Consider the following 24,492-nt stretch of genomic DNA (forward strand, 5'->3'; position numbering starts at 1 on the left):
ATCCAGGGGGTGTCGCCGCCGGTACCCTGAACTATTCGCCCGCACGTCTTTTGACCACCACCCCCTCATTGAGACGCTAGGGCGCCGCCCATCCATCGTTCGTCGTCGTAATGAAGAGAGCACCGTGGCCGCCGACAAGATCGATACCATCGTCAGCCTGAGCAAGCGCCGTGGCTTCGTCTATCCCTGCAGTGAGATCTACGGCGGCTCCCGCGCTGCCTGGGACTACGGTCCGCTGGGCGTCGAGCTCAAGGAGAACATCAAGCGCCAGTGGTGGCGCAACATGGTCACCTCGCGCGAAGACGTCGTCGGTCTCGACTCGTCGGTGATCCTGGCCCCCGAGGTGTGGCAGGCGTCCGGCCACGTCGCCACCTTCACCGACCCGCTCACCGAGTGCACCTCCTGCCACAAGCGCTTCCGCGCGGACCACCTGGAGGAGGCCTACGAGGCCAAGCACGGCCGGCTGCCCGAGAACGGCCTCGCCGACGTGAACTGCCCCCACTGCGGCAACAAGGGCGGCTTCACCGAGCCCAAGCAGTTCTCCGGCCTGCTCTCCACCCACCTGGGCCCCTCCCAGGACACCGCCTCGGTCGCCTACCTGCGCCCCGAGACCGCCCAGGGCATCTTCACCAACTTCGCCCAGGTGCAGCAGACTTCCCGCAAGAAGCCGCCGTTCGGCATCGCGCAGATGGGCAAGTCCTTCCGCAACGAGATCACGCCCGGCAACTTCATCTTCCGGACCCGCGAGTTCGAGCAGATGGAGATGGAGTTCTTCGTCAAGCCGGGCGAGGACGAGAAGTGGCAGGAGTACTGGATGGCCGAGCGGTGGAACTGGTACCGCGACCTCGGCATCCGCGAGGAGAACATCCGCTGGTACGAGCACCCGGCCGAGAAGCTCTCCCACTACTCCAAGCGCACCGCTGACATCGAGTACCGCTTCAACTTCGGCGGCACCGAGTTCTCCGAGCTGGAGGGCGTGGCCAACCGCACCGACTACGACCTGTCGGCGCACGCCAAGGCCTCCGGCCAGGACCTCTCCTACTTCGACCAGGAGGCCGGCGAGCGCTGGACTCCGTACGTCATCGAGCCGGCGGCCGGTGTGAACCGCGCAATGCTCGCCTTCATGCTCGACGCGTACATCGAGGACGAGGCGCCCAACGCCAAGGGCAAGATGGAGAAGCGCACCGTCATGCGCCTCGACCCGCGCCTGGCGCCGGTCAAGGTCGCGGTCCTGCCGCTGTCCCGCAACCCGCAGCTCTCCCCGAAGGCCAAGGGCCTCGCCGCGGACCTCCGCAAGAACTGGAACATCGAGTTCGACGACGCGGGCGCGATCGGCCGCCGCTACCGCCGCCAGGACGAGATCGGCACCCCGTTCTGCGTCACCGTCGACTTCGACACCCTCGACGACAACGCGGTCACCGTCCGCGAACGCGACACCATGAAGCAGGAGCGCGTCAGCCTGGACCAGATCCAGGGCTACCTGGGAGCCCGCCTGCTGGGTTGCTGAGGCAGCGAGCGGCCGTAGCAGGCCGCGCGCGCACGATGCCGGGTCCTTTTGGGGGCCCGGCATTGGTGTTTGGGGGGCTGGGTTGGGTCTTGGGGGTGTTGCGGGAATACCCCCTGTGGGCTTGCACGTTGTGGGCCCCGAGGGGGCCGTCGCGACCCCTACGGGTTCTGTTCGGCCCTGCCCTAGGTCCCCGTGGCCGCCCTTAACGCTTCCGCGTCGGGCGTACGGCGAGCGCCGCGCACAGGCCCGCCAGGGGGAGTTCCGCGCCGACGGCCATCGCCACGGCGGTGGCCAGCTCCGTGCCGGGGGCGGCGGTGGCCAGGTCGAGGCAGGCGTCGACGAGGAGGAGGACGGCCGCGGCGGCCGCGGGGGCGCGGTGCCGGGAGTCGCCGCGCAGCAGGCGGGTGCCGGTGGCGAGCAGGGCGACGGCCTCCAGGGCGTCGAGGGCGACCCAGGCGGCGGCCTCGGCGGGCGGGAGGGTGCCGGCGAGGTAGCCGAGCCAGGGGAGCAGGGCGAGTCCGGCGCCGGTCACGATCCTGCCCGTCCAGCGGCGTCCGGTGCTGAGTCGTATCGGGCCGCCGGTGACGTAACGCCCGTTGGTAGCAGGAGAGTTGAAGGCGATCAGGGCCATGGAAGGGTCTCTTTCGGAGTCGCGAACCCGGCCGTCGGGCTCGTGATCAACACTCCGGTTCCGGGCGCCCGCCGTCAGTAACGCCGCTGTCCGACTTGGGGTGGCACCAGCTACACCCCCGGAACGGACCCTGTTGTCATGGCCGCCCCACAACCGTCCCCATACGGTGTGATCATGACCGTTCCGCCCCGGCTGCGCCGGGCCCCTCGTGCGTATGCGGCGCGACCTCGCCTTCGCCGCCGCCGGGGTGCCGCTGCACCTCGTCCCGGTGCTGCTGTTCTGGTGGGCGCTGTCCCTGCTGGCCGATACGGTCACCGGGGTCTCCTCCGACGCCCCGGTGATCCTGAGCGCGCCGCTGATTCTGCTGGCCCTCGCCGGGTACGGCTTCACCGAGGGGCAGCGCTGGCGGTTCCGGGCGCTGTGCGGAGTGGAGCTGCCGCGGCTCCGGTTCACGGCGGGCAAGCGGCAGTTGGGCTACAACTTGCTGGTCGGCCCGCTGCTCGGGGTGCTGGAATTCCTGCTGTTGTCGCTGTTGTTGACGGCGCTGGCTGCGGCGCTGGTTCTGGTGTGGGTGTGGCTCGTTCCGGCGCAGTGGCGCATCCACCACGCCGGTTACACCACCACGGCCGCCTATCTCACCGTGCTGGGACTGCTGGCGCTCGCCACGGTGCCGGCGCTGGCGGCGGGGCTGGTGCGGCTGGAGATCCTGGTCGGGCGGGCGATGCTGGGCGTGAGCCGGTCCGACGAGCTGGCGCGGCGGGTCGAGGACCTGACCGAGAGCCGGGCCGGTGCGGTGGATGCCGCCGACGCGGAACGGCGGCGTATCGAACGGGATCTGCACGACGGAGCGCAGCAGCGGCTGGTGTCGCTCGCGCTGAACCTCGGGCTCGCCAAGGCGACACTTACGGATCTGCCGGCGGAGGCGCGGGAGGTCATCGATGCGGCGCACCGCGAGGCGAAGGACGCGATCGAGGAGCTGAACAATCTGGTGCGGGGCCTGCATCCGGCCGTTCTGGACGAGCTGGGGCTCGATGCCGCGCTGTCGGGGCTCGCGGCCCGTGCGCCGCTGCCCGTACGGCTGCGGGTGGATCTGCCGGCGGAGACGCCGCGGCGGGCCGCGCCGGCCGTCGAGGCGGTCGCCTACTTCGTCGTCTCCGAGGCGCTGACGAATATCGCCAAGCATGCGCGGGAGGCGACCCGGGCGGAGGTGACGGTCACCTGGCTCGGCGAGATACTTCGGGTGGTGATCGCCGACGACGGTATGGGCGGCGCCGATCCGTCCGGGGGGAGTGGCCTGAAGGGGCTCGCCCAGCGCGTGCGCTCCGTGGACGGAACATTCCGGATGAGCAGCCCCGTCGGGGGCCCGACCATGATGAGCGTGGAGCTGCCGTGCCCGATGTGAGGCGTGCCGTGATCGCCGAGGACTCCGTTCTGCTGCGGATCGGGCTGGTCAAGGTGGTGGAGATGGCCGGGTTCGAGGTGGCTGCCGAGGCCGGGGACGCGCAGGGGCTGCTGGCGGCGGTCGAGGCGCACCGGCCGGACCTCGCGGTGGTGGATGTCCGGATGCCGCCGGGATTCACGGACGAGGGCGTCCGGGCCGCACTGACGATACGTCAGGCCTCGCCCGGTACAGCGGTGTTGCTGCTCTCCCAGTACGTCGAGGAGCGGTACGCGGCCGATCTGCTGGCGACGAACACCAGCGGGGTCGGCTATCTGCTCAAGCAACGGGTCGCGGATGTGGAGGAGTTCATCGAGGCGCTGCGGCGGGTGGCGGACGGTGGCACCGCGCTGGACCCGCAGGTCGTCGCCCAGCTGCTGGTGCGGCGGGCGAGCGATCCGCTGGAGCGGCTGACGGCCCGCGAACGGGACGTCCTCGCGCTGATGGCCGAGGGCCGTTCCAACGCGGGTATCGCCGCACAGTTGGTGGTGAGCGAGAGCGCGGTCGCCAAGCACATCAACAACATCCTCGCCAAGCTGGACCTCCCGAAGGCGGACGCCGATCACCGCCGGGTGCTGGCGGTGCTGCATTTCCTGGGGGTGGGAGGCTGAGGGCTGTTCCGTATTGCCTCTGGCGGGCGCGCACGACTTCCCTGGCGGGCGCGCGACGACGGCTACGGCACTCCCCGCCGCCGGGAGCTCCTCGCTCCGATGCCTGGCCGGGGACGCGAACGCACTCCCGGCCGGCATCAACTCCCGGCACATGGCCCACACATCAGGCCCGGCCTACTCCCCAAACGCCTAGCGGCCCGGGTGCGAACCGGCCGGGCCTGTGACGGGCCGGTTCGCACCCAGGCGGGCGCCGTGATCCATCCAGGCGGGCGCGGTGATCCAGCCAGGCGGCGGGTGCGCATCAGGTGGACCAAGAATCGCTCCACGATTGCCGGTTTCGCCCATTTATTCAGTGAATCCGGCTTCCGATCTGGCCGTTCAGGCATCTGTCAGTCATGTGTTCATTCAGTGAACTTTTGGAAGGTGCTGAAACTTCGTGACCATGCATCAGGTTTGACGCTGCGCGTTGGTGGTGGGCGTTGTTACGGTCGGCGTGTTGTGTTTCCGCGCGAACGCGTGGAAATGTACCGACATACGGGGGGAATAAGCCGTATGGACAATGCGTTCCGCCAGGAGCTGGAGCAGTTCCAGAGTTACACCGCCGAGCTCCAAGGCATGCTTTCCGGTCTCCAAGGAAGCTGCCCCGAAAGGGCGGAAGCATCGGATGCGCAGGGTGCGGTTCAGGTCAGGGTGGACGGTGGCGGACTCCCGCAGAGCATCACGGCGGCCTCGGACTGGGGGAAGCGTTGCAAGCCCGACGGTCTCGGCATGGCCGTGGTCGAGGCTGCCCGTCATGCGCACTCTGCACTCATGGATACCTGGTCGCAGAACCTTCCCAGTGGCCCCTGGGATGCTCTTCCAGTTCGTGTTTTCGTCTTAGGAGATTGCGGTCGATCGGATACCTGACCGATGCAAGGAAGGTCAGCAGCGCACGCAAGAAATAGCCGATGCCCTCATCGAGAACGCGACGGCCTACGATAACCAAGAAGAAGAAACAACGGCGCATGTCGAGGGTGCATACCAAACAGGGGGCGGCATGACTACCTTCAGTCTTTCGCAGTACCAGGCCATGACGCACGAGCTGAATTCCGGCGTGCGCAAGCTGTCGCAAAAGCAAGAGGAGCTCGTTCCGACGGCACAGAAGGCGGGGGATGCATGGTACATTCCCCAGAAAATCGCCGATGCCATTATGTGGATCGCCGAGAAAATGAAGGAACTTGCAAAATGGGTGCTCGAAAAGATTGAGGATGCACTCAAGGCTGCGTGGGCTCCCGTAACGCGTTTCCACACTGCGACTGACTGGATTGACAAGATCAAGACTCCCGCATCGGCGGTGCAGGGGCAGACGGACTGGAAGGCTCTTCAGGCTCCCCGTCATTGGAAAAGGGAGGCGAGTGATCTCTACCTGGCTTCGATGCGCGGACAGTCCCCGGCCGCAGGGCGGATCGGGGATATCGCGGACCAAGTGAACTCGTCCCTCAATATCTGTGCCTCCACCGGCCTCGCGTTCTACATCACGCTGGCAGCGCTCCTGGCGAAGACCATCATCGCTACGATTGCAGCTATCGGCGCACTGATGAGTGGGGTGGGTGCTCCTGTCGCCGGCGCGATCTTCCTGGAAGAAGCAGGGTTCAATGCCACGGCCATCGGCGCAGCGATCACGGCGGCGGTCGCAGTCCTGTACACCCAGTTTCAGGAAATGGACAGCATCAAGTCGCAGGCGCAGGACGTCAAGGATTACCCCGGCCCGCCCGTTGGGCATTGGCCCAGGGGGACGGCGTGAGCATGCGGGAGTCGAAGCGCATACATCCGTTGGCGGGACTGCTGATGCTTCTGGGTATCGGTGCGGGCTACTGGGGGCTGGGGTTCCTGGTCACTGGGGATCGTGTGCAGCGTGTGGCCGGGGGCGTTCTCCTTCTGGTCTCCTTCGTCCTGTTCATGGCGGGCCAGATCTACAACCGTCGCAGGCGACAGCGTGACTGGTTCTACCGAACGTTCCGCACGTACGAGAACTTCCGCGCCGAGGTGATCGATGAGGTGCGCCAAGTGCAGTGCGAGAAGGGCGATGCGGCGATCGTGCGGCATCTGAGGATCCTGTACCCGCGCCTCCCGGTGCCGGTGATCACGCGGCTGATCAAAGAGCTCTGACCCGCGCCTTACGGGCGGGCGCCAGGGCAGCAGCCCCGGCGCCCGTTGCGTGCGATGATCGCCCTACCGGAAGGCGCGGAGGAGGAACCGCCCATGGCAACGCCGACACCAGGGCAGCCCGTTCGTGGCTCAACCACGGGGCGGCCCCTCATGGCCGCGCTCGACCTCTTCGGCCGGCGGTGGACGCTGCGCGTCGTCTAGGAGCTGAAGGAAGGCTCCATGGGCTTTCGCTCCCTTCAGCAACGGTGCGACAACATGTCCTCCAGCGTGCTGCGCCAACGCCTGCTCGAACTGGTCGACGCCTGCCTGGTGGAGCAGACGCCCGAGGGCCAGTACGTCCTCACCGCACTCGGCAAGGATGCCTACCGGGCGCTTCGCCCGCTCGTCCGCTGGTCGGACGGGTGGGCCGCGGAGCTCGCCGAGCGGTCCCGGGCGGGCGGCGGGGAAGAGGCCTGAGCGAAATCGTCCCCAGTCCTCCCGGCGGGACGGGTTCCGGGGCCGCTGCTCGGTAGGGTCGGCTCACGTACCGGACACGGAGGAGCCATGAGAGCTCTGCAGACCGCCACGCTCATGGTCGCGACGCTCGGCACGGGCCTGATGGCCGGCCTGTTCGCTGCCTTCGCCTACGCAGTGATGCCCGGCTTGGCCCGGAGCGCCGACCGCACCTTCATCCAGGCCATGCAGAACATCAACCGGGCCATCCTCAACGGCTGGTTCCTGCTCCCCTTCCTGCTGCCGATCCCGCTGCTCATCCTCGCCACCTTTCTGGCCTGGAACGGCCACGGGCGGGTGGCCATGCCCTGGATTCTCACCGCGCTGGTGCTCTATCTGGCCGGTTTCTTCGTCACCAGCGGCGTGAACGTTCCGCTCAACAACGCCCTCGACAAGGCCGATACGGGAGACGACGCCCGGACCAAGGTCGCCAGGGCCGCCTTCGAGGGCCGCTGGGTCACCTGGAACATCGTCCGCGCTGTCCTCCACACCGCGGCATTCGGCGTCCTCGCCTGGTCCCTTGTTCTGCACGGCGCGGCAGGCCCGGCGTAGTTGTCTGTGACGTGCTGCTCAGGGCGCTGTGTTCTGGTCGCTGTGCTCAGGTGTCCGTCCGCAGGCCGCGTAGGACCAGGTCGCGGACGGCCTGGAAGTCGGCGGTGATCTCGGGGCGGGACCACTCGGGGGCGTAACACGGGTCGTGGAAGCGGCCGGTGGCGTCGAAGACGGCTCGGGCGGTGGTGGCGGGGGAGGGGGTGTGGAAGTCGCCCTGGCTGACGCCGGCTTCGATGATGGAAGTGAGCTGGGCCTCGAGGTCGGTGACGTGCCGGTCGACCACGCCGCCGCTCTCTCCGATCAACGTCATATAGGTGGCGAACAGTTCGGGGTCGTCGCCGGCCTTGTGCCGCTTGGCCTCGAAGAGGGCGGTCAGCCAGCGGTCGAGCCGCTCCGGTGCCGGTCCTTCCGCCGTGACGATGACCGACAGCTCCTGGCTCGTACGGTCCAGCCAGCGCGCCGTGACCGCCTCCCGCAGCGCCGTCTTCGTACGGAAGTGGCGGTAGACGCTGCCATGGCTGACGCCCAGGGCCCGCGCCACATCCACGACCGTGGCCTTGGCCGGGCCGTAGCGGCGCAGCACCTCCTCGGTGGCTTCGAGGATGCGTTCCGGGGTCAACGTCTCGGGGGGCATGGGGCGGGTCGGCCTTTCGGGGGGCGAGGGCGGCCGCGCGACGGGTACGGAGTGGGGTCGGGGTGTGGCGCGGGCGGTGGGTACGTACGGGACGGTACCTGGCCGTGCCCCGTACCCGCTGCGGTGGCCACGACGTCCGGCTGCCCGGCTGTCCGGCCGTCTTGCTGCTCCTGCCTCTCCTGTTGTCAGTGCTCGCTGTCCAGGTGGGCCATCTGCTCGGCCGGGTAGCGGTCGCCGGCGGCTGCGTCGGCCGGGACGGCGTGCTCTATCGCGGTCTGATCGTCGGCGTCCAGGGTGATGTCCAGGGCGCCGAGGGCCTCGGTCAGCCGGTCACGGCGGCGGGCGCCGATCAGCGGGACGATGTCCGAGCCGCGGGAGAGCACCCAGGCGATGGCGGTCTGCGCGACCGAGACGCCCTTCTGTTCGGCGATCTTGCGCAGCGCGTCCACCAGGTCGAGGTTGTGGCCGAGGTTCCCGCCCTGGAAGCGCGGGCTCATGGCGCGGAAGTCATTCGCGGCGAGCTTGCGGTCGCGGGTGAAGTGTCCGCTGATCAGGCCCCGGGACAGGACTCCGTAGGCGGTGACGCCGATGCCCAGCTCGCGGGCGGTCGGCAGGATCTCCGCCTCGATGCCGCGGGAGAGGAGGGAGTACTCGATCTGGAGGTCCGAGACCGGGGCCACCGCGGCCGCCCGGCGCAGGGTCTGCGCGTTCACCTCGGACAGACCGATGTGGCGGACATGCCCGGCCTCGACCAACTCGGCGATGGCGCCGACGGTTTCCTCGATCGGGACGTCCGGATCGACCCGGGCGATCCGGTAGATGTCGATGTGGTCGGCGCCCAGCCGCTGGAGGGAGTACGCGGCGAAGTTCTTCACCGCGTTCGGCCGGCCGTCGTAGCCGGTGAAGCCGCCCTCGACGGTGCGCAGGGCGCCGAACTTCACGCTGAGCTGCGCCTTTTCGCGAGCCGCCGCGGGGGCGGTGCGCAGCGCCTCGTTGATCAGCAGTTCGTTGTGCCCCATGCCGTAGAAGTCGCCGGTGTCGAGCAGGGTGATGCCCGCTTCGAGCGCGGCGTGAAGAGTGGCGATGGATTCGGTGCGGTCGCTGTCGCCGTAGAGGGCGGACATGCCCATGCAGCCGAGGCCGAGGGCGGAAGTCCGCGGGCCGGTGGTGCCCAGGGTGCGGGTCTGCACTGCGTGCTCCTGACGAGGTGAGGGGGGCGGACGGACGGGGGCCGGCCGTCGTGCATTCATCGTGGCATGACGGCTGACAGATTTCAATATCTGTCAGCCGTCATGTGGATTGTCTGCCGTCCTCCCCGGCCGTCAGCCGCTCCCGCTCCGCACGGTCCGCTCCATCACCCCAGGTCAGGACCCCTCAGCGCACCGTGCGTGGCAGCCGCAGGGTCAGCAGCGTCGTGCCCGCGACGATGGTCAGTTGCGTCAGCAGGGCGGCGAGCAGGGCGTCGCGGATGCCGATGGACGGCAGCAGCGAGAGGAAGAGGGTGCCGAGGGTGGCCACGCCGAGGGCGAGGCCGGACTGCTGGGTGGTGACCATGACGCCGCCGCCCACGCCCGCCTGTGTCACCGGCAGTTCGCTCAGGATGATGCGCATCACCACCGGCATCACCATGCCCTGGCCGAAGCCCAGGACGGCCATGCTCGGCGCGAGGCCGGCCACCGATATCGCGGGCCAGCCCTCGTGCACGGTCAGCGCCAGAAGGGCCAGCCCGGTGCCCTGGATCAGGGACCCGGCGACCACCACCCGTCGCCCGAACCGCAGCACCAGCCGCGGACCGGCGAGCGAGGCGACGAAGAACGCGGCGCACAGCGGTGCCAGGGACAGCCCGGCCGCGAACGGGCCGAAATGCAGGCCGGTTTGGAGGGCGACCGCCACCACGAACATGAAGCCGCCGAAGCCCAGCGTGAACGGCACGAGCATGATGAGTCCGCTGTTCACGGACGGGATGCGCAGCAGTGACGGCGGCACCAGCGGCGTGCGGCCGAGGCGCTCGGCCCGGCGCTCGAAGAGCACGAACCCGGTCGCGATGAACGGGAAGACGCCCAGCAGGATCCAGGACCACAGGGGCCAGCCGGCCGCCCGGCCCTCGGTCAGCGGAAGCAGCAGGGTGATCAGGGCGGCGGCGAGAAGCGCGGTGCCGGTGCCGTCCACCCGCGCCGGGTGCGGGGAGCGGGTCTCGGGGACCGTGCGGGCGGCCAGCAGCCAGGCCGCGGTGGCCATCGGGACGTTCACCAGGAAGACCGCGCGCCAGCCGGTGCCCATCAGGTCGACGGAGACCAGCAGTCCGCCGAGCACCTGGCCGACGGCGCTGGACACCCCGGCCGTACCGCCGTACAGGCTGACCGCCTTGGCGCGCCGCTTGCCGGTGGTCGTTGCCTGGATGGTGGCCAGCACCTGCGGCAGCAGCAGCGCGGACGCGGCGCCCTGGGCCACCCGGGCGGCCACCAGCGTCCAGGCGTCCGGCGCCAGACCGCAGGCCAGTGAGGTCAGACCGAAGGCGGCCAGACCCCACAGGAACATCCGGCGGCGGCCGATCATGTCGCCGAGCCGCCCGCCGAGGACCAGCAGCATCGCGTAGGCGACGCCGTAACCGGCCACCACCATCTCCAGCATCGCCGGGCCCGCGTGCAGGTCGTGGTCGATGGTCGGCAGGGCGACATTGACGATAAAGAAGTCGATCATGGGAAGGGCCGCGCCCAGCAGCACGGTCAGCAGACCGAGCGGGGTCAGCGCGGTCGGCGTCCGCTGCTGCGGGGCGGGGCCGGGTGCGGCCGGTGCCTCCGGGATTGCCGGGGCGTCCGGGAACGCGGCCTCCGGGGCGGCGGCCGGCGCGCCGAGGGGCGCGGCCGGGGCGTCCGGGGTGGTCGTCTGTGCTCGGGTATCGCTCACGGAGTCGACGATCGCCGACCGCCCAACCGGGTACCAGAGTGTTCTTATCCTGGTACCAGCGCTACCTGGCAACCGCCTCGGGACTGCGGCACGCTGGACCCATGACCGTGGACCCGCGCCTGCCGCAGCCTGCCACAGCATCCGCCGCGGCCGCGCCGTACGGCACCGCCCCGCGCGACGGCGCCGCCCGCCGGGCGGAGTTGGCCGCTTTTCTGCGCAGCCGGCGGGAGCGGATCACGCCCGAGCAGGTCGGCCTGCCGCGGGGCGCCCGCCGGCGTACGCCCGGACTGCGCCGCGAGGAGGTCGCGCACCTGGGAGCGGTCGGGGTCACCTGGTACACCTGGCTCGAACAGGGCCGGGACATCCATGTGTCGCCGCAGGTCCTGGACGCGGTGGCGCGGGCGCTGCTCCTCGACCGAGCCGAGCGGAGCCATCTGTTCGCGCTGGCGGGAGCGGTCGACCCGATGCCCGGCACGGAGTGCACGGGCGTCACACGGGAGCTGCGGCAGATCCTGGAGCAGCTCTCGCCGTTCCCCGCCGTCCTCCAGAACAGCCGGTTCGACATCCTCGCCTACAACGGCACGTACGGCCGCCTGATGTGCGATCTCGATGCGCTGCCCGAAGAGGACCGCAACTGCATGTGGCTGGCGTTCACCCACCCCGAGTGGCGGGCGACGGTCGGCGACCTGGAGGCCACGATGCGGGTGATGGCCGCCAAGTTCCGGGCGTCGATGGCCGAGCATCTCGCCGAGCCTGCCTGGAAGGCGCTGGTCGCACGGCTGACGGAGGCCTCGCCGGAGTTCCGGGAGATCTGGGCGCAGCACGAGGTCCTCCGTCCCGTCAGCGCCGTCAAACGTTTCCGGCATCCACGGGTGGGCACCCTGCAACTGACCGCCACCAGCCTGTGGACGGGGCCCAACCCCGGTCCCAAGCTGCTGTCCTACACGCCCGTCGACGAGACGTCCCGGGAGCGGCTGGAGCAGCTGGCGGCGGAGCCGGCGGCGCTCGCCGTGGTGTGACCGTACGGCCGAAGATCCGAACGACACCCCTAGCTAGGACCGCGCATCCGCCGGCCGGTACCCCCGGGGCGCGTCCTCGAACAGCGCCGCCGTGCGGTCGGCCGTCGCCCTCGCCCACCGGCCCGTCGTCAGCGCGCCGAGCAGCAGGACGGCCGCGCCGCAGCCGGTGATGATCCACCACGCCGGCCGGCCGGCCGCGAGGAAGGCGTCCGCAGTGGCGGAGGCATGCGCCCCGCCTGCCAGTACGGCGCCGATCACCGCGACGCCGAGCGACTGTCCGACCTGTCTGCTGGTGGAGGCCACCGCGGCGGCCACCCCGGCCTGGGCGCGCGGCATCCCGGACACCGCGGTGTTTGTGATCGGCGCGTTGACCAGGCCGAACCCGATGCCGAACAGGACATAGCCGGTGAACATCAGCGAGTTCGTCGACTGTGCGTCGAAGGCCGCGAAGAGCAGTCCGCTCGCGCCCATCGCCATACCGGCCAGGAGCAGTGACAGCCGCGGCCCCCGGCTGCCGACCAGCCGTCCGGACACCGGTGCGAAGATCAGCGTCATCCCGGCCATGGGAAGCATGTAGAGCCCGGCGTCCAAAGCGGACAGTCCGCGGATGTTCTGCAGATACAGCGTGTTGATGAAGAGGAATCCGGCCAGCGCGGCGAAGGCACAGACGGCCACGACCGTGGCCCCGCTGAACGGCGCGCTGTGGAAGAACCGCAGATCGATCAGGGGTTCCGGGCGGCGCCGTTCGTAGCCGATCAGACCGGCCAGGCAGACCAGCGCGACCAGCACGAACGCCAGGATCTCCGGGGACGTCCCGCCGGCGTCCGGGGCCTCGATGATCGCGTACGTCAGCGAGCCGAGCAGCCCGATCACCAGCAGCTGGCCGACCGGGTCGACGCGGCGCGGCCTGGGGGCGCGCGATTCGGGGACGTAGCGCAGGGTCAGGAAGAGGGCGAGGGCGCCGATCGGGACGTTGATCCAGAAGATCGAGCGCCAGCCGACGCTCTGCACCAGCAGCCCGCCGATCACCGGACCGGCCGCCATGCTGATGCCGACGACACCGCCCCACACCCCGATCGCACGGGCCCGCTCCCGCGGCTCGGTGAAGGTGTTGGTGATGATCGACATCGCGACGGGGTTGAGCATCGAACCGCCGACCGCCTGCACCATCCGGAAGACCACCAGCCACTCCAGGCTGGGCGCCAGGCTGCACAGCAGCGAGCCGGCCGCGAAGACCACCAGGCCGACCAGGAAGATCCGGCGCCGCCCGAGCCGGTCGGCGGTGGAGCCGGCCAGCATCAGCAGCGCCGCCAGGACCAGGGTGTAGGCGTCGATGGTCCACTGCATACCGGCGACGGAGGCATGCAGGTCGCGCTGTACGGAGGGCAGGGCGACATTGAGGACCGTGTTGTCGAGGCTGACGATCAGCAGGCTCATACAGCAGATCGCCAGCACCACAAGACGCCGTCGACGGCTGAACTCAGGCATTCTTGAACGCTACAACGGTCCGCCGTGCCCGGCCCTGGCAGGGCCACTCGCGCGGTGCGGGACAATGGGAGGTCGCAGCGGCCGCTGACCCCGTACGGCCGCGGCCCGTCCGCCCCGCCAACGGAAGCCGAAGAAAGCCGAAGGTATCGCCGCCATGACTCTGCTGCAGATCGGTCCGCACGCGGTGCAGCCGCCCGTGGTCCTCGCGCCGATGGCGGGGATCACCAATGCCCCGTTCCGGACGCTGTGCCGGGAGTTCAGTGGCGGCAAAGGCCTCTTCGTCAGCGAGATGATCACGACGCGGGCGCTGGTCGAGCGCAACGAGAAGACCATGCAGCTGATCCACTTCGACGAGAGCGAGAAGCCGCGCTCGATCCAGCTGTACGGCGTCGACCCGGACACCGTCGGCAAGGCCGCCCGCATGATCGCGGAGGAGGACCTCGCCGACCACATCGATCTCAACTTCGGCTGCCCGGTCCCGAAGGTGACCCGTAAGGGCGGCGGCTCGGCGCTGCCGTACAAGAGGAACCTGCTGCGCTCCATCCTGCGGGAGGCGGTGGCGAACGCGGGCTCCCTGCCGGTGACGATGAAGATGCGCAAGGGCATCGACGACGACCACCTCACCTATCTGGACGCCGGGCGGACCGCGGCCCAGGAGGGCATCACGGCGATCGCGCTGCACGGGCGCACCGCGGCCCAGCACTACGGCGGCACCGCCGACTGGGACGCCATCGCACGCCTCAAGGAGCACGTCCCGGAGATCCCGGTGCTGGGCAACGGCGACATCTGGTCGGCCGGGGACGCCCAGCGGATGATGCGGGAGACCGGCTGCGACGGTGTGGTCGTGGGGCGTGGCTGTCTTGGGCGGCCGTGGCTGTTCGGGGACCTGGTGGCGGCGTTCGAAGGTACCGGCACCTACGCACAGCCGACGCTCAAGGAGGTCGCGGCGGTGATGCTGCGGCACGCCACCCTCCTCGGCGAGTGGATCGGCGACGAGGCGCGCGGCGTGATCGACTTCCGTAAGCATGTCGCCTGGTACACCAAGGGCTTCTCGATCGGCTCCGAGATGCGCCGCGGGCTCGCGGTGGCCTCCTCCCTCGACGAGCTGGACGGCCTGCTGTCGCAGCTCGATCTGGACCAGCCGTGGCCGGTGGGCGCGGACGGCCCGCGCGGCCGTACGTCGGGCCGCAACCGGGTCGTCCTCCCGGACGGCTGGCTGGACGACCCGTACGACTGCGCGGGCGTGGACGCGGGCGCAGAACTGGACACCTCCGGCGGCTGATCCCGGCCCGGAACCGGACGCTCCACCGGGCCTCCCCCGTACGGGGGAGGTTCCGCCGTGGGGATCCCTCTTGGTGCCGAGGCGCGCACCTTCCCGTCGCTGCACCATTAAGGGCGTGACCCGGCGCCCGGCTCGGAGCGGGGGTGGGGCGGGGGCGGCCGAGCGGGTACGGGCGTGGGCGGGGGAGCGCCTGGATCCGCCGGCTGGCTGCCGGGCACCGGGGCAGCCGTACGGGCTCGGGCGCACGGCGCATCAGAGGCGGGGCGCCGTGGGCCCGGCGTGACCCGGCACCCGGCCCGCGCTGCCCCGGCCGTTGCAGGGCGCGCAGACGCCGTGCCCGGGCCGCGAACGGGCCCGGCCGTACGGCACCCGGGTACATCCGAGGCGTGTCCCCGCGCGGGCGCGGGACGGGGGCATGGGCCCGGCCCTACCGTTTGAGGCCGTACGGGAGGCGACCGGCATCCCGTACGCCGCCCGCGCGATCCGGCCGGGAGCGGGCAGTTCGCGGGAGAGGCCGAAGGAGTCGCTGTGGTGAGCGGGCACCGTTCCATCGGGGAAACGGAGCAGGCCGTCCAGGCCAAGCTGGGCGACACCCCCGTCCGCCACGAGCGGATGGCCGCGGTGGCGCACCTCTACCGCGCCGCGGCCGCCGTACGGCAGCACTTCGAGAACTCCGTACTGCGCGGTGTCGAGCTGACCTGGACCTCCTTCGTCGTGCTGTGGGTGGTGTGGATCGGCGGCGAGCGGGAGACCCGCCAGGTCGCCGAGGAGGCCGGCATCTCCAAGGGCACGCTCACTGGCGTAGCCCGCACCCTCCAGAGCCGCGGGCTGCTGGAACGCAAGGCGCACCCGGCCGACGGACGGCTCGCCCTGCTCGCGCTCACGCCCGAGGGCGAGCGGCTGATGGCCCGGGTCTTCCCGGAGTTCAACGCCGAGGAAGCCTTCGTCACCGAGGGGCTGAGCGACGACGAGGCGCTGGATCTGGCGGATCTGCTGCACCGGATCGTGGCGCAGATCGAGAACCGCGGCGAGGAGCGGCGGCTGGAACTGCTGGACGGCCAGGAGCCGCACCCGCGACGGAGCGGACGACGGGCCAAGCGGTAGGGGCGGTCAGCTCACCCGGCCGTCACGGCCGTCCGCCCCGGCCGCCACCAGCCCGGCCGCGCCGCACTCCCGGTAGCGGTCGAGGAGTTCACCGATCACCCGGACCGCGTGCCCGTCGGCCGGCGTGTAGATCCATATCTTGGCGTCCGGGACGGCCGTCGCCGTGCACCCGGTCGCCGTAATGGTGACCTCGCGTCCGTCTGCCGTACGGAACCTCTTGCGGTGGGTGACCGGTGCGGTGACCTCGTGCCGGGCCCACATCTCCGCGAAGCGCGGGCTCGCCCCGGAGAGCTTCCGGACATACGCGCGCCACCGCGGGTCATGGAGATGCCGCCCGAATTCGGCCCGCAACTGGCCGACCATGAAGGCGACTTCACGCTCCCATTCGACGAGTGGCTGGCTTTCCTCGTCCGCCGTGAAGAGGCGCCACAGCACATTACGGTCATCCGGCGGGCGCAGCGCCATACGGGGATCGAGCGCCGCATAGGCGTCGTTGAACGCCAGCAGGTCGTATCCGGCGGACACGATGCCGGCCGGCAAGGGATTCAGCGCGTCCAGAATGGTCCGGGCCTCGTCCGGCAGCGGCTGCTGCGCCGGGGCACCGGCCGCGGCGCCGGGGACACCGGCGAGCCGGTGCAGATGCTCGCGTTCGGCCGGGCCGAGCAGCAGCGCACGGGCGATCGCGTCGAGCACCTGCACACTCGGGTTGATGCGCCGGCCCTGTTCGAGCCAGGTGTACCAGGCCACGCCGACACCGGCGCGCTCGGCGACCTCTTCGCGGCGCAGCCCCGGGGTGCGCCGCCGCGGGCCGCCGGGCAGCCCGACCTCCTCCGGCGTGATGCGCTCCCGGCGGAGCCGCAGAAACGTGGCGAGTTCATCGCGCCGGGAGGCCGCGACGGCTGTGGAACGGGTGCTGCTGCTGGACATCGCCCCATCATGTGGGACGCCATGACCGCGTTCCAGATACGGCCGGTACCGGGATCACCGGCATTCCCGCTGCACGATGTGCCATCCGGTCGTTCCCGGCGGCCGAAGACTATGGCCTGATCCTGACGCCCGGTGCTCTGTGAGCGGTGGCGAGAAGGAGTGCCCGGTCCGAGGCGGAACCAGCTTTCCCACATGCGCGTGGGCCTGCGTGTCGATGGAGGGGTCCTTGCTTACGTGGCCGCCAGGGGTCCAAATGATGGGACCAGCTCACACATGAGCGCGTGATTCTCGCCACCCCTGATAGGAGGTGCGCTCAGATGAGCGGTAAGGATGGGACTCCACCTCTCCAATGGTGGCACCGGGTGCCACGGATCATGTGTTCGACTCGTTAACGCGTTCGTAGCAGCGAGTAGCATTCAAGCGACTTGCGACTACATAGTGAAGTGATGCATTCAGGTAGTGAAGCATGGTCCAAACGCATGATCACTTTCGATCTGGTGGCGGACGACTGGTTACGCAGGTATGTCGACCAAGTGGACGTACCCATACGCCTTCGATCTGGGTATGTTCCTCGCCGTCAGGGCAGCCCGTCGGCGAGGAGTCAGTGCCGTGCCGGAAACACAAGATCCCCACGTAACCCAGCCTTCGGCCACGAAGTTCGTCTACGACTTCACCGAGGGCAACAAGGACCTCAAGGACCTGCTAGGCGGCAAGGGCGCGAACCTCGCCGAGATGACCAACCTGGGACTTCCGGTCCCTCCCGGCTTCACGATCACCACTGAAGCCTGCAAGGTCTACCTCGAGAGCGGTACCGAGCCCGCGGCACTGCGTGCCGAGGTCTCCGAGCACCTCGACGCCCTTGAGCAGAAGATGGGCAAGAAGCTCGGCCAGGCCGACGACCCGCTGCTCGTATCGGTGCGTTCCGGTGCGAAGTTCTCCATGCCTGGCATGATGGACACCGTCCTCAACATCGGCCTCTCCGATGCATCGGTTTCCGGCCTCGCCGCGCAGGCCGGTGACGAGCGGTTCGCGTGGGACTCCTACCGCCGCCTCATCCAGATGTTCGGCAAGACCGTGCTGGGCGTCGACGGCGAGCTCTTCGAGGAAGCGCTGGAGGAGGCCAAGCAGGCCAAGGGCGTCCGCGTCGACATCGACCTCGACGCCAAGGACCTCAAGACCCTGGTCGCGCAGTTCAAGGACATCGTCGCCAAGGAGACCGGCCGCGACTTCCCGCAGGAGCCGCGCGAGCAGATGGACCTCGCGGTCCGTGCGGTCTTCGACTCGTGGAACACCGACCGCGCCAAGCTCTACCGCCGCCAGGAGCGCATCCCCGGCGACCTCGGCACCGCGGTCAACGTCTGCTCCATGGTCTTCGGCAACCTCGGCCCCGACTCGGGCACCGGCGTCGCCTTCACCCGCGACCCCGCCAGCGGTCACCAGGGCGTCTACGGCGACTACCTGCAGAACGCGCAGGGCGAGGACGTCGTCGCCGGTATCCGCAACACCGTGCCGCTCGCCGACCTCGAGAACATCGACAAGGCGTCGTACGACGAGCTGATGCAGATCATGGAGACGCTCGAAACGCACTACAAGGACCTGTGCGACATCGAGTTCACCATCGAGCGCGGCAAGCTGTGGATGCTGCAGACCCGGGTCGGCAAGCGCACCGCCGGTGCCGCCTTCCGGATCGCCACCCAGCTCGTCGACCAGGGTCTGATCGACGACGCCGAGGCCCTCCAGCGGGTCAACGGCGCGCAGCTGGCGCAGCTGATGTTCCCCCGCTTCGACCTGGGCGCGAAGTCCGAGACGATCGGCCGCGGCATCGCCGCCTCCCCGGGCGCGGCGGTCGGCAAGGCCGTCTTCGACTCGTACACCGCCGTCAAGTGGTCGCGCTCCGGCGAGAAGGTCATCCTGATCCGCCGGGAGACCAACCCCGACGACCTCAACGGCATGATCGCCGCCGAGGGCATCCTCACCTCCCGCGGTGGCAAGACCTCGCACGCCGCCGTCGTCGCCCGCGGCATGGGCAAGACCTGTGTCTGCGGCGCCGAGGAGCTGGAGGTCGACACCAAGGCCCGCCGGATGACGACCCAGGACGGGACCGTCATCGAGGAGGGTGACGTCGTCTCCATCGACGGCTCCACCGGCAAGGTCTACGCCGGCGAGGTGCCGGTCGTGCCGTCCCCGGTCGTGGAGTACTTCGAGGGCCGGATGCACGCCGGCGCCGAGGACGCCGACGAGCTGGTCAAGGCCGTCCACCGGATCATGTCGTACGCGGACCGGGTCCGCCGGCTGCGCGTCCGTGCCAACGCCGACAACGCCGAGGACGCCGCCCGCGCCCGCCGGTTCGGCGCCCAGGGCATCGGCCTGTGCCGCACCGAGCACATGTTCCTCGGTGAGCGCCGTGAGATGGTCGAGCGCCTCATCCTGGCCGACACCGAGGCCGACCGGGACGCCGCGCTCCAGGAGCTGCTGCCGCTCCAGCGGACCGACTTCACCGAGCTGTTCGAGTCGATGGACGGGCTGCCGGTGACCGTGCGGCTGCTGGACCCGCCGCTGCACGAGTTCCTGCCCGACATCACCGAGCTGTCGGTCCGGGTCGCGCTCGCCGAGGCCCGCAAGGACGCCAACGAGAACGACCTGCGCCTGCTCCAGGCCGTGCACAAGCTGCACGAGCAGAACCCGATGCTGGGTCTGCGCGGCGTCCGCCTCGGCCTGGTCATCCCCGGCCTGTTCGCCATGCAGGTACGGGCGATCGCCGAGGCCGCGGCCGAGCGCAAGAACGCCAAGGGCGACCCGCGTGCGGAGATCATGATTCCGCTGGTCGGCACCGTCCAGGAGCTGGAGATCGTCCGCGAGGAGGCCGAGCAGGTCATCGCCGAGGTCGAGAAGGCCCACGGCGTCGAACTCAAGCTCACCCTCGGCACGATGATCGAGCTGCCCCGCGCCGCCCTCACGGCTGGTCAGATCGCCGAATCGGCCGACTTCTTCTCCTTCGGTACCAACGACCTCACGCAGACGGTCTGGGGCTTCAGCCGCGACGACGTCGAGGCCAGCTTCTTCACCGCGTACCTGGAGAAGGGCATCTTCGGCGTCAGCCCCTTCGAGACCATCGACAAGGACGGCGTGGGCTCCCTGGTCCGCAACGCCGCCGCGGCCGGCCGCGCCACCCGCCCCGACCTCAAGCTCGGGGTCTGCGGTGAGCACGGCGGTGACCCGGAGTCGGTCCACTTCTTCCACGAGGCCGGACTGGACTACGTCTCCTGCTCCCCGTTCCGCATCCCGGTCGCACGGCTGGAGGCGGGCCGGGCGGCCGCCGAGTCCAAGGGCAGCGACAGCCGCTGACCCCACCGGGGTACCACGGGCGCCAGGCGCGTCCGCGGTGCCCCGGACAGCCCACCGGAGCCGGTGCGAAGGCACCTCACCCTCAGCCGCCTGACCACCGGCTCCGGCACCCCGACGAGGGCGGCACCTGTGCGGAGGTGCCGCCCTCGCTTTGGGTTCCGGGGTCTGTCCGGCCGCGGGGTGCGGTCGTGACGCCGCCCCCCCGGTACCGGCGGTCCGGGGCAGGGGGCTCACGGGGGCCTCACCGCGGGCAGCGGTCTCATGGAGCCGTCAGCTCGGGTGGGCTCTCACGGGGCCGTCACATCCAGACGTTGTGGCCGCCGCCCCGCCATTCGATCAAGTCGTGGTCGTCGAGCGACACCACGTCCGTGTCCAGACCGGCACGGCGCAGAAACTCCAGCAGATCGACGCTGCTGTACGCGAGGCCGAGGATCTCGCCCTCGATCGTGACGCGCCGGCCGCCGGTGGGCGACGGCGGATGCACGATGACGGGCGGGTGCTCGGCCATGCCTCCAGCCTGCCCCTGTGTCCCCGAGGGTGCATCCGGTGGAGCGGGGGGCCGGGCCACGCCCCGCCGTTCATGATCGGTCCGACGAGAGCGGCACCTGTGCGGAGGTGCCGCCCTCGCTTTCTCCGGACTCCCCCCTCGGGAGCTGCCGCCACCCCGGTCGGCGCGGGAAGGCGGCCTTCAACGGGGCTGCCGAGCGGCCGGTTGTGTGCCCATCACCCCCCACGGGATCGAGCAACCCGGCCCGTTCGTGCCGCCGTTGAATTGAGTACAGCATTCCTTCCGGCCGCCCGGTGGCGCGACTACTTTCAAGTCTGGCCAAAAGGGCATGGTGACCGCGCGTGTTGGCGTGCATACTCAGGCGTGCCGGGGGCCGACTGAGGAAACCAGGGGTGGGGGTTCGGTGTTACGCGTCCATTTCAGTGGACTCGATCTGGCCCGTGTGCGCATTGCCGCGCGCCCGGACGCACTGTGGGAGACCGTCTTAAGCTTTCACCGGCTACGTGACAGACGGGACGATTCGGCGTTCGGCAAATGGCGATCGGAAACACGTGGAAGGTTGAATGGCGAAGCGCGGCTGCTGGCACCACTGGTGCCCACCCGCGGCTATTTTCCCGATTTTTTGACGCCCGCCGAAGGGCTCCTCGGGATGACCGACGCGCTCGCCGCCCTGCGGGAGACACCGGCCTGCCGGCTGGGCGCCGAGCTCGCCCGGCTCTCCACTGCCGCCCGCCCGTTCCCGTCGTGGATACGGGCGATGGCCGACGGTGACACCCGCGCGCTCGGCCGGCTCGCCGGGATACTCCAGCGCTACTACGAGGCGGCCGTCGCCCCGTACTGGCCGCGCGTCCAGGGCCGCATAGAGGCCGACCGGGCCGCCCGTGGCCGGGCGCTGCTCGACGGCGGCGCGGACCGGCTGCTCGCCTCGCTGCCGCCGATGATGCGCTGGCGCCCGCCGGTCCTGGAGGCCGACTATCCCGTCGACCGCGATCTCCACCTCAACGGCCGGGGCCTGTTGCTGCTGCCGTCGTACTTCTGCCGCCGCACCCCCGTCACCTTCCACAACCCGGACCTGACGCCCGTCCTGGTCTATCCCGTGGAGCACCCCGCGCCCCGGCTCACGCCGCAGGTCCCGCCGGAGCGCTCCCTGGGCCGGCTGGTGGGCCAGACCCGCTCCGCGATACTCCAGCGGATCGGCATCGGCTGCACCACCAGCGAACTCGCCCGTCGCGCCGACGTCTCGCTGGCCTCCGCCAGCCAGCACGCGACGGTGCTCCGCGACGCCGGCCTGCTGCTCACCCTGCGGCAGGGCAACGCGGTGCTGCACACCCTCACCCCGCTGGGCGCGGCCCTGCTGCGCGGTGCGCGACCGGCGGAGGAGGCGACGTACGAGCGGTTGCGGTGAGGGGCGTCGGGGGCGGCCGAAGGTGCCTTGCCGGGCGTTGGCGGCGCCGTGCGGGCCGGTGCGCAAGGCGGCCTCCGGGGGCTGGCTGTCTGACGGACGTGCCCGGGAGGTCCGGGTCCTCGCGGGCCGGCGGGACCGGCCGCCCTCCGGTCAGTACGGGCGGTCGCCCGCGATGGCGACCCGTTCGGCGACCCGGCGGTGCGTCCCGTAGTCGTTCACCGCGTAGTGCTGGGTGGCGCGGTTGTCCCAGAACGCGAGGTCCCCCGCCTGCCAGCGCCAGCGCACCTGATACTCCGGGACCTGCGCCTGCTGGAACAACAGCCGCAGCAGCCGGTCGCTCGCCGCCCGGCCGAGCCCCACGACGCGGGTGGTGAAGGACGCGTTGACGAACAGCATCCGCCGCCCCGTCTCCGGGTGCCGGCGCACCACCGGGTGCTCGACCGGAGGGAACTCCTCCTGAAAAGGCGCCAGTTGAGCGGATGAGTAGAAGCGAGCGAAGCCCGGAAGATAGTCGTGCACCGCCCACGCCCCATTGATCCGTGTCCGGATTTCCGGAGGCAAATTGTCGTATGCCGCCGCCATATCGGACCACATGGTGTCCCCGCCCGCGGGCGGCACCTCCCGCAGCTGCAACACCGCGCCCATCGCCGGGCGTTCCCGGAACGTCACATCCGTGTGCCATACATTTTCGAACGTCGCGGCCCCACCGGCCGCCTTGTCGAACCGCACCACATCAGCCGAATCCCCCCGTGCGAGCAGCGGATTGGACTCCAGCTCGCCCCAATTCCGGGCGAATTCCCGCTGTGCCCGGGAGCTCAGCCGCCGGCCGCGGAAGAACAGCACCTTCCACTCCAGCAGGGCCCGGTTCAGCTCCGTACGCAGCTCCGCGGAGAGCGGCCGGGACAGGTCCACCCCACGGATTTCGGCCCCGATGGTGGCCGCCTGCGGCACGACCTCGAAGCGCTCGTAGCGGCCGGTCGTCCCATCCGTCGGGGGTCCGGCGCAGGAGCCGGGGCCCCTCGTACAGGCCGTCGGCGGGGATGCGGTGGGGACGTAGGGCAGGGGTGTGGGGAGTCTCGGAATCGACAACGGCTTCGGTATCGGCATCGGCGAGGGGCGTCAACTGGTCCTCCTGGAGGGCGAGGTGGGGACGGTGAGGTGGGGAGGGAAGGGCACGGGGGGAGGCGACGGAGAGGTGTGAGGAGTCGTGGCGGGGCGGGCGGGCCGTCGCCGTCGGTGTGCGGGGCGGCGGGACCGTCAGGGGGCGCCGGGGCCGTCGAGGCGCCGGAGCCGTGGGGGCCGCCGGGGCTGTCGGGAGACCGCTGCGGGTACGGCCGTGCGGCCACATCCGCCGGATGTCAGCGGGTGGGGCCGTCAGCGTGCGGAGCAGTCAGCGCTGCTGGGGCGGTCAGGCCCGACAGGAACAGCCGGCCGGGGGAGAACCCACCCGGCCGCGGCGGCGCAGAAGGCTCAGGCCGCGGGGCGCGCACTCGCCGTGGGGGCCGCGGTCGCGCGGCTCCGCCTCACGGACGTCCAGATGCGTGCTCATGCCACGCACCGTACCCCCTCCGCCAGGTGTCCTCAATGCGCCAGTCGGCCATCGATCCACCTGCACCGGCCGTCGACCCCATGGGCATCAGTCGTCGATGTGTGCGTCAGTCGTCGATCCCGCTGCGTTCCACCCCCGCGACGATGTACCGCTGCAACAACAGGAACACCACCACCAGCGGGGCGATCGAGACCGCCGCCGCCACGAACAGCTTGTGCAGATTGAGGTTCTGCGCGGTGGTGAACGTCGACAGCGCCACCTGCACCGTCCAGGCTTCCTGGTCCTGCCCGATCACCAGCGGCCACAGGAACGCGTTCCAGGCGCCGATGAAGACGATCGTGCCGACGGCGGCGAAGACCGGCCGGGCGTTGGGCACCACGATGCGCCAGTACGTCCGCCAGTACCCGAGCCCGTCGACCCGCGCCGCGTCCTCCAGCTCCCGGGGGAAGCCCAGGAAGTACTGCCGGAAGATGAAGCAGGCGAACGCGCTGAACAGCGTCGGTATGACCAGCCCGCGCAGCGTGGAGATCCACCCGAGCGTCGACACCAGCACAAAGCTCGGCACGAACGTCACGGCCGCCGGGACCATCAGCGTTCCCAGGATCGCGTAGAAGACGGCATTGGCGTGCCGGTACGGAATCCGGGCCAGGCCGTAGCCCGCGAGCGAGGCCAGCAGCACCGTGCCGGCCGTCGTCGACACCGCGATCAGCGTGGAGTTGAGCAGCACCCGCCCCAGCGGCAGATTCGGGTCCTGGAACACCTCGGTCAGATTCGACCACTGCAGCACCCGCGGGAAGAACGTCCAGTCGGGCGCGGTGATGTCCTGCTCGGTCGCCAGCCCGTTCCGCACCAGCAGATAGAACGGCACCAGGAACAGCAGCGCCAAGGCGACCAGCAGCACCACCCGCAACGCCCGCCCGGCCCTCGTCAGCGCATCGTCCATCC

At 70.2% G+C, this 24,492-nt stretch carries 21 protein-coding genes and 1 pseudogene; 13 read left to right on the forward strand and 9 right to left on the reverse strand.

Annotated elements, in window-relative coordinates:
• Positions 1–124 precede the first annotated feature (124 nt).
• Positions 125–1,507 (forward strand): glycine--tRNA ligase, encoded by a 1,383-nt coding sequence (locus tag ACFW5B_RS14335; RefSeq protein WP_386438416.1) that lies wholly within the window; start codon positions 125–127, stop codon positions 1,505–1,507.
• Between the two features lie 202 nt (positions 1,508–1,709).
• On the opposite strand, the gene ACFW5B_RS14340 is transcribed toward ACFW5B_RS14335, so the two are convergent.
• Positions 1,710–2,138: a hypothetical protein gene (locus ACFW5B_RS14340; protein ID WP_386438419.1), complete on the reverse strand. Its 429-nt coding sequence runs from the start codon at positions 2,136–2,138 to the stop codon at positions 1,710–1,712.
• Between the two features lie 214 nt (positions 2,139–2,352).
• Here ACFW5B_RS14340 and ACFW5B_RS14345 point away from each other — a divergent pair, with 214 nt between their 5' ends.
• From ACFW5B_RS14345 to ACFW5B_RS14375, 7 genes are all read left to right on the forward strand, one after another.
• A complete protein-coding gene (locus ACFW5B_RS14345; protein ID WP_386438422.1) occupies positions 2,353–3,540 on the forward strand; it encodes a sensor histidine kinase in 1,188 nt (395 codons plus the stop codon).
• 8 nt (positions 3,541–3,548) lie between these two features.
• Positions 3,549–4,187: a response regulator gene (locus ACFW5B_RS14350; protein WP_386438731.1), complete on the forward strand. Its 639-nt coding sequence runs from the start codon at positions 3,549–3,551 to the stop codon at positions 4,185–4,187.
• A gap of 552 nt (positions 4,188–4,739) precedes the next feature.
• A complete protein-coding gene (locus ACFW5B_RS14355; RefSeq protein ID WP_386438425.1) occupies positions 4,740–5,093 on the forward strand; it encodes a hypothetical protein in 354 nt (117 codons plus the stop codon).
• A gap of 130 nt (positions 5,094–5,223) precedes the next feature.
• A complete protein-coding gene (locus tag ACFW5B_RS14360; RefSeq protein ID WP_386438428.1) occupies positions 5,224–5,970 on the forward strand; it encodes a hypothetical protein in 747 nt (248 codons plus the stop codon).
• A complete protein-coding gene (locus ACFW5B_RS14365; protein WP_386438430.1) occupies positions 5,967–6,335 on the forward strand; it encodes a hypothetical protein in 369 nt (122 codons plus the stop codon). The genes ACFW5B_RS14360 and ACFW5B_RS14365 overlap by 4 nt, the downstream gene beginning before the upstream one ends.
• Before the next feature lie 219 nt (positions 6,336–6,554).
• Entirely contained in the window at positions 6,555–6,791 is a 237-nt protein-coding gene (locus tag ACFW5B_RS14370; RefSeq protein ID WP_386438432.1) for a winged helix-turn-helix transcriptional regulator, read from the forward strand.
• Positions 6,792–6,878: 87 nt separating this feature from the next.
• Positions 6,879–7,379 carry a DUF1772 domain-containing protein gene (locus ACFW5B_RS14375; RefSeq protein WP_386438435.1) on the forward strand — a complete coding sequence of 167 codons (501 nt, stop codon included), beginning with the start codon at positions 6,879–6,881 and terminating at the stop codon, positions 7,377–7,379.
• 46 nt (positions 7,380–7,425) lie between these two features.
• On the opposite strand, the gene ACFW5B_RS14380 is transcribed toward ACFW5B_RS14375, so the two are convergent.
• From ACFW5B_RS14380 to ACFW5B_RS14390, 3 genes are all read right to left on the reverse strand, one after another.
• On the reverse strand, positions 7,426–8,013 hold the full coding sequence (locus ACFW5B_RS14380; protein ID WP_386438438.1) for a TetR family transcriptional regulator: 588 nt from the start codon (positions 8,011–8,013) through the stop codon (positions 7,426–7,428).
• Between the two features lie 185 nt (positions 8,014–8,198).
• Entirely contained in the window at positions 8,199–9,203 is a 1,005-nt protein-coding gene (locus ACFW5B_RS14385; protein WP_386438441.1) for an aldo/keto reductase, read from the reverse strand.
• 184 nt (positions 9,204–9,387) lie between these two features.
• Entirely contained in the window at positions 9,388–10,920 is a 1,533-nt protein-coding gene (locus ACFW5B_RS14390) for an MFS transporter (RefSeq protein ID WP_386438444.1), read from the reverse strand.
• Positions 10,921–11,021: 101 nt separating this feature from the next.
• Here ACFW5B_RS14390 and ACFW5B_RS14395 point away from each other — a divergent pair, with 101 nt between their 5' ends.
• Positions 11,022–11,939: a helix-turn-helix transcriptional regulator gene (locus tag ACFW5B_RS14395; protein ID WP_386438447.1), complete on the forward strand. Its 918-nt coding sequence runs from the start codon at positions 11,022–11,024 to the stop codon at positions 11,937–11,939.
• Positions 11,940–11,972: 33 nt separating this feature from the next.
• Here ACFW5B_RS14395 and ACFW5B_RS14400 read toward each other — a convergent pair whose 3' ends face one another.
• A complete protein-coding gene (locus ACFW5B_RS14400; RefSeq protein WP_386438450.1) occupies positions 11,973–13,427 on the reverse strand; it encodes an MFS transporter in 1,455 nt (484 codons plus the stop codon).
• Positions 13,428–13,581: 154 nt separating this feature from the next.
• Between ACFW5B_RS14400 and dusB the strand changes: the two genes are divergently transcribed.
• Both dusB and ACFW5B_RS14410 read left to right on the forward strand, forming a co-directional pair.
• The gene (gene dusB / locus ACFW5B_RS14405; RefSeq protein ID WP_386438453.1) at positions 13,582–14,709 is read left to right on the forward strand and encodes a tRNA dihydrouridine synthase DusB; all 1,128 of its coding nucleotides are present in this window, start codon (positions 13,582–13,584) and stop codon (positions 14,707–14,709) included.
• A gap of 531 nt (positions 14,710–15,240) precedes the next feature.
• A complete protein-coding gene (locus ACFW5B_RS14410; RefSeq protein WP_386438457.1) occupies positions 15,241–15,813 on the forward strand; it encodes a MarR family winged helix-turn-helix transcriptional regulator in 573 nt (190 codons plus the stop codon).
• A gap of 6 nt (positions 15,814–15,819) precedes the next feature.
• Here the strand turns inward: ACFW5B_RS14410 and ACFW5B_RS14415 are convergent, their stop codons facing one another.
• Positions 15,820–16,740 carry a helix-turn-helix transcriptional regulator gene (locus tag ACFW5B_RS14415; RefSeq protein ID WP_386438460.1) on the reverse strand — a complete coding sequence of 307 codons (921 nt, stop codon included), beginning with the start codon at positions 16,738–16,740 and terminating at the stop codon, positions 15,820–15,822.
• Between the two features lie 564 nt (positions 16,741–17,304).
• On the opposite strand from ACFW5B_RS14415, the gene ppdK reads away from it, so the two are divergent.
• Complete coding sequence (gene ppdK / locus ACFW5B_RS14420) at positions 17,305–20,085, forward strand: pyruvate, phosphate dikinase (RefSeq protein ID WP_386438734.1); 2,781 nt, start codon at positions 17,305–17,307, stop codon at positions 20,083–20,085.
• Positions 20,086–20,383: 298 nt separating this feature from the next.
• Here ppdK and ACFW5B_RS14425 read toward each other — a convergent pair whose 3' ends face one another.
• On the reverse strand, positions 20,384–20,593 hold the full coding sequence (locus ACFW5B_RS14425) for a hypothetical protein (protein ID WP_018088149.1): 210 nt from the start codon (positions 20,591–20,593) through the stop codon (positions 20,384–20,386).
• A 559-nt stretch (positions 20,594–21,152) separates the two neighbouring features.
• On the opposite strand from ACFW5B_RS14425, the gene ACFW5B_RS14430 reads away from it, so the two are divergent.
• Complete coding sequence (locus ACFW5B_RS14430) at positions 21,153–21,998, forward strand: ArsR/SmtB family transcription factor (RefSeq protein ID WP_386438465.1); 846 nt, start codon at positions 21,153–21,155, stop codon at positions 21,996–21,998.
• Positions 21,999–22,148: 150 nt separating this feature from the next.
• Here ACFW5B_RS14430 and ACFW5B_RS14435 read toward each other — a convergent pair.
• Together ACFW5B_RS14435 and ACFW5B_RS14440 are read right to left on the reverse strand one after the other, a co-directional pair.
• Positions 22,149–23,040 (reverse strand): annotated as a pseudogene (locus ACFW5B_RS14435) (TauD/TfdA dioxygenase family protein).
• Positions 23,041–23,653: 613 nt separating this feature from the next.
• Positions 23,654–24,490, reverse strand: coding sequence for a carbohydrate ABC transporter permease (locus tag ACFW5B_RS14440; protein WP_386438468.1), 837 nt, complete (start codon positions 24,488–24,490; stop codon positions 23,654–23,656).
• Positions 24,491–24,492 lie beyond the last annotated feature (2 nt).

The sequence above is a fragment of the Streptomyces sp. NPDC058773 genome (genome assembly GCF_042746015.1).
Classification (GTDB): Bacteria; Actinomycetota; Actinomycetes; order Streptomycetales; family Streptomycetaceae; genus Streptomyces.

Coding starts and splice junctions, on each gene's coding strand:
- ppdK (WP_386438734.1), top strand. CDS start 17,305: ATGTTCCTCGCCGTCAGGGCAGCCCGTCGGCGAGGAGTCAGTGCCGTG.
- ACFW5B_RS14415 (WP_386438460.1), bottom strand. CDS start 16,740: ATGTCCAGCAGCAGCACCCGTTCCACAGCCGTCGCGGCCTCCCGGCGC.
- ACFW5B_RS14380 (WP_386438438.1), bottom strand. CDS start 8,013: ATGCCCCCCGAGACGTTGACCCCGGAACGCATCCTCGAAGCCACCGAG.
- dusB (WP_386438453.1), top strand. CDS start 13,582: ATGACTCTGCTGCAGATCGGTCCGCACGCGGTGCAGCCGCCCGTGGTC.
- ACFW5B_RS14395 (WP_386438447.1), top strand. CDS start 11,022: ATGACCGTGGACCCGCGCCTGCCGCAGCCTGCCACAGCATCCGCCGCG.
- ACFW5B_RS14375 (WP_386438435.1), top strand. CDS start 6,879: ATGAGAGCTCTGCAGACCGCCACGCTCATGGTCGCGACGCTCGGCACG.
- ACFW5B_RS14340 (WP_386438419.1), bottom strand. CDS start 2,138: ATGGCCCTGATCGCCTTCAACTCTCCTGCTACCAACGGGCGTTACGTC.
- ACFW5B_RS14440 (WP_386438468.1), bottom strand. CDS start 24,490: ATGGACGATGCGCTGACGAGGGCCGGGCGGGCGTTGCGGGTGGTGCTG.
- ACFW5B_RS14345 (WP_386438422.1), top strand. CDS start 2,353: ATGCGGCGCGACCTCGCCTTCGCCGCCGCCGGGGTGCCGCTGCACCTC.
- ACFW5B_RS14425 (WP_018088149.1), bottom strand. CDS start 20,593: ATGGCCGAGCACCCGCCCGTCATCGTGCATCCGCCGTCGCCCACCGGC.
- ACFW5B_RS14370 (WP_386438432.1), top strand. CDS start 6,555: ATGGGCTTTCGCTCCCTTCAGCAACGGTGCGACAACATGTCCTCCAGC.
- ACFW5B_RS14360 (WP_386438428.1), top strand. CDS start 5,224: ATGACTACCTTCAGTCTTTCGCAGTACCAGGCCATGACGCACGAGCTG.
- ACFW5B_RS14400 (WP_386438450.1), bottom strand. CDS start 13,427: ATGCCTGAGTTCAGCCGTCGACGGCGTCTTGTGGTGCTGGCGATCTGC.
- ACFW5B_RS14355 (WP_386438425.1), top strand. CDS start 4,740: ATGGACAATGCGTTCCGCCAGGAGCTGGAGCAGTTCCAGAGTTACACC.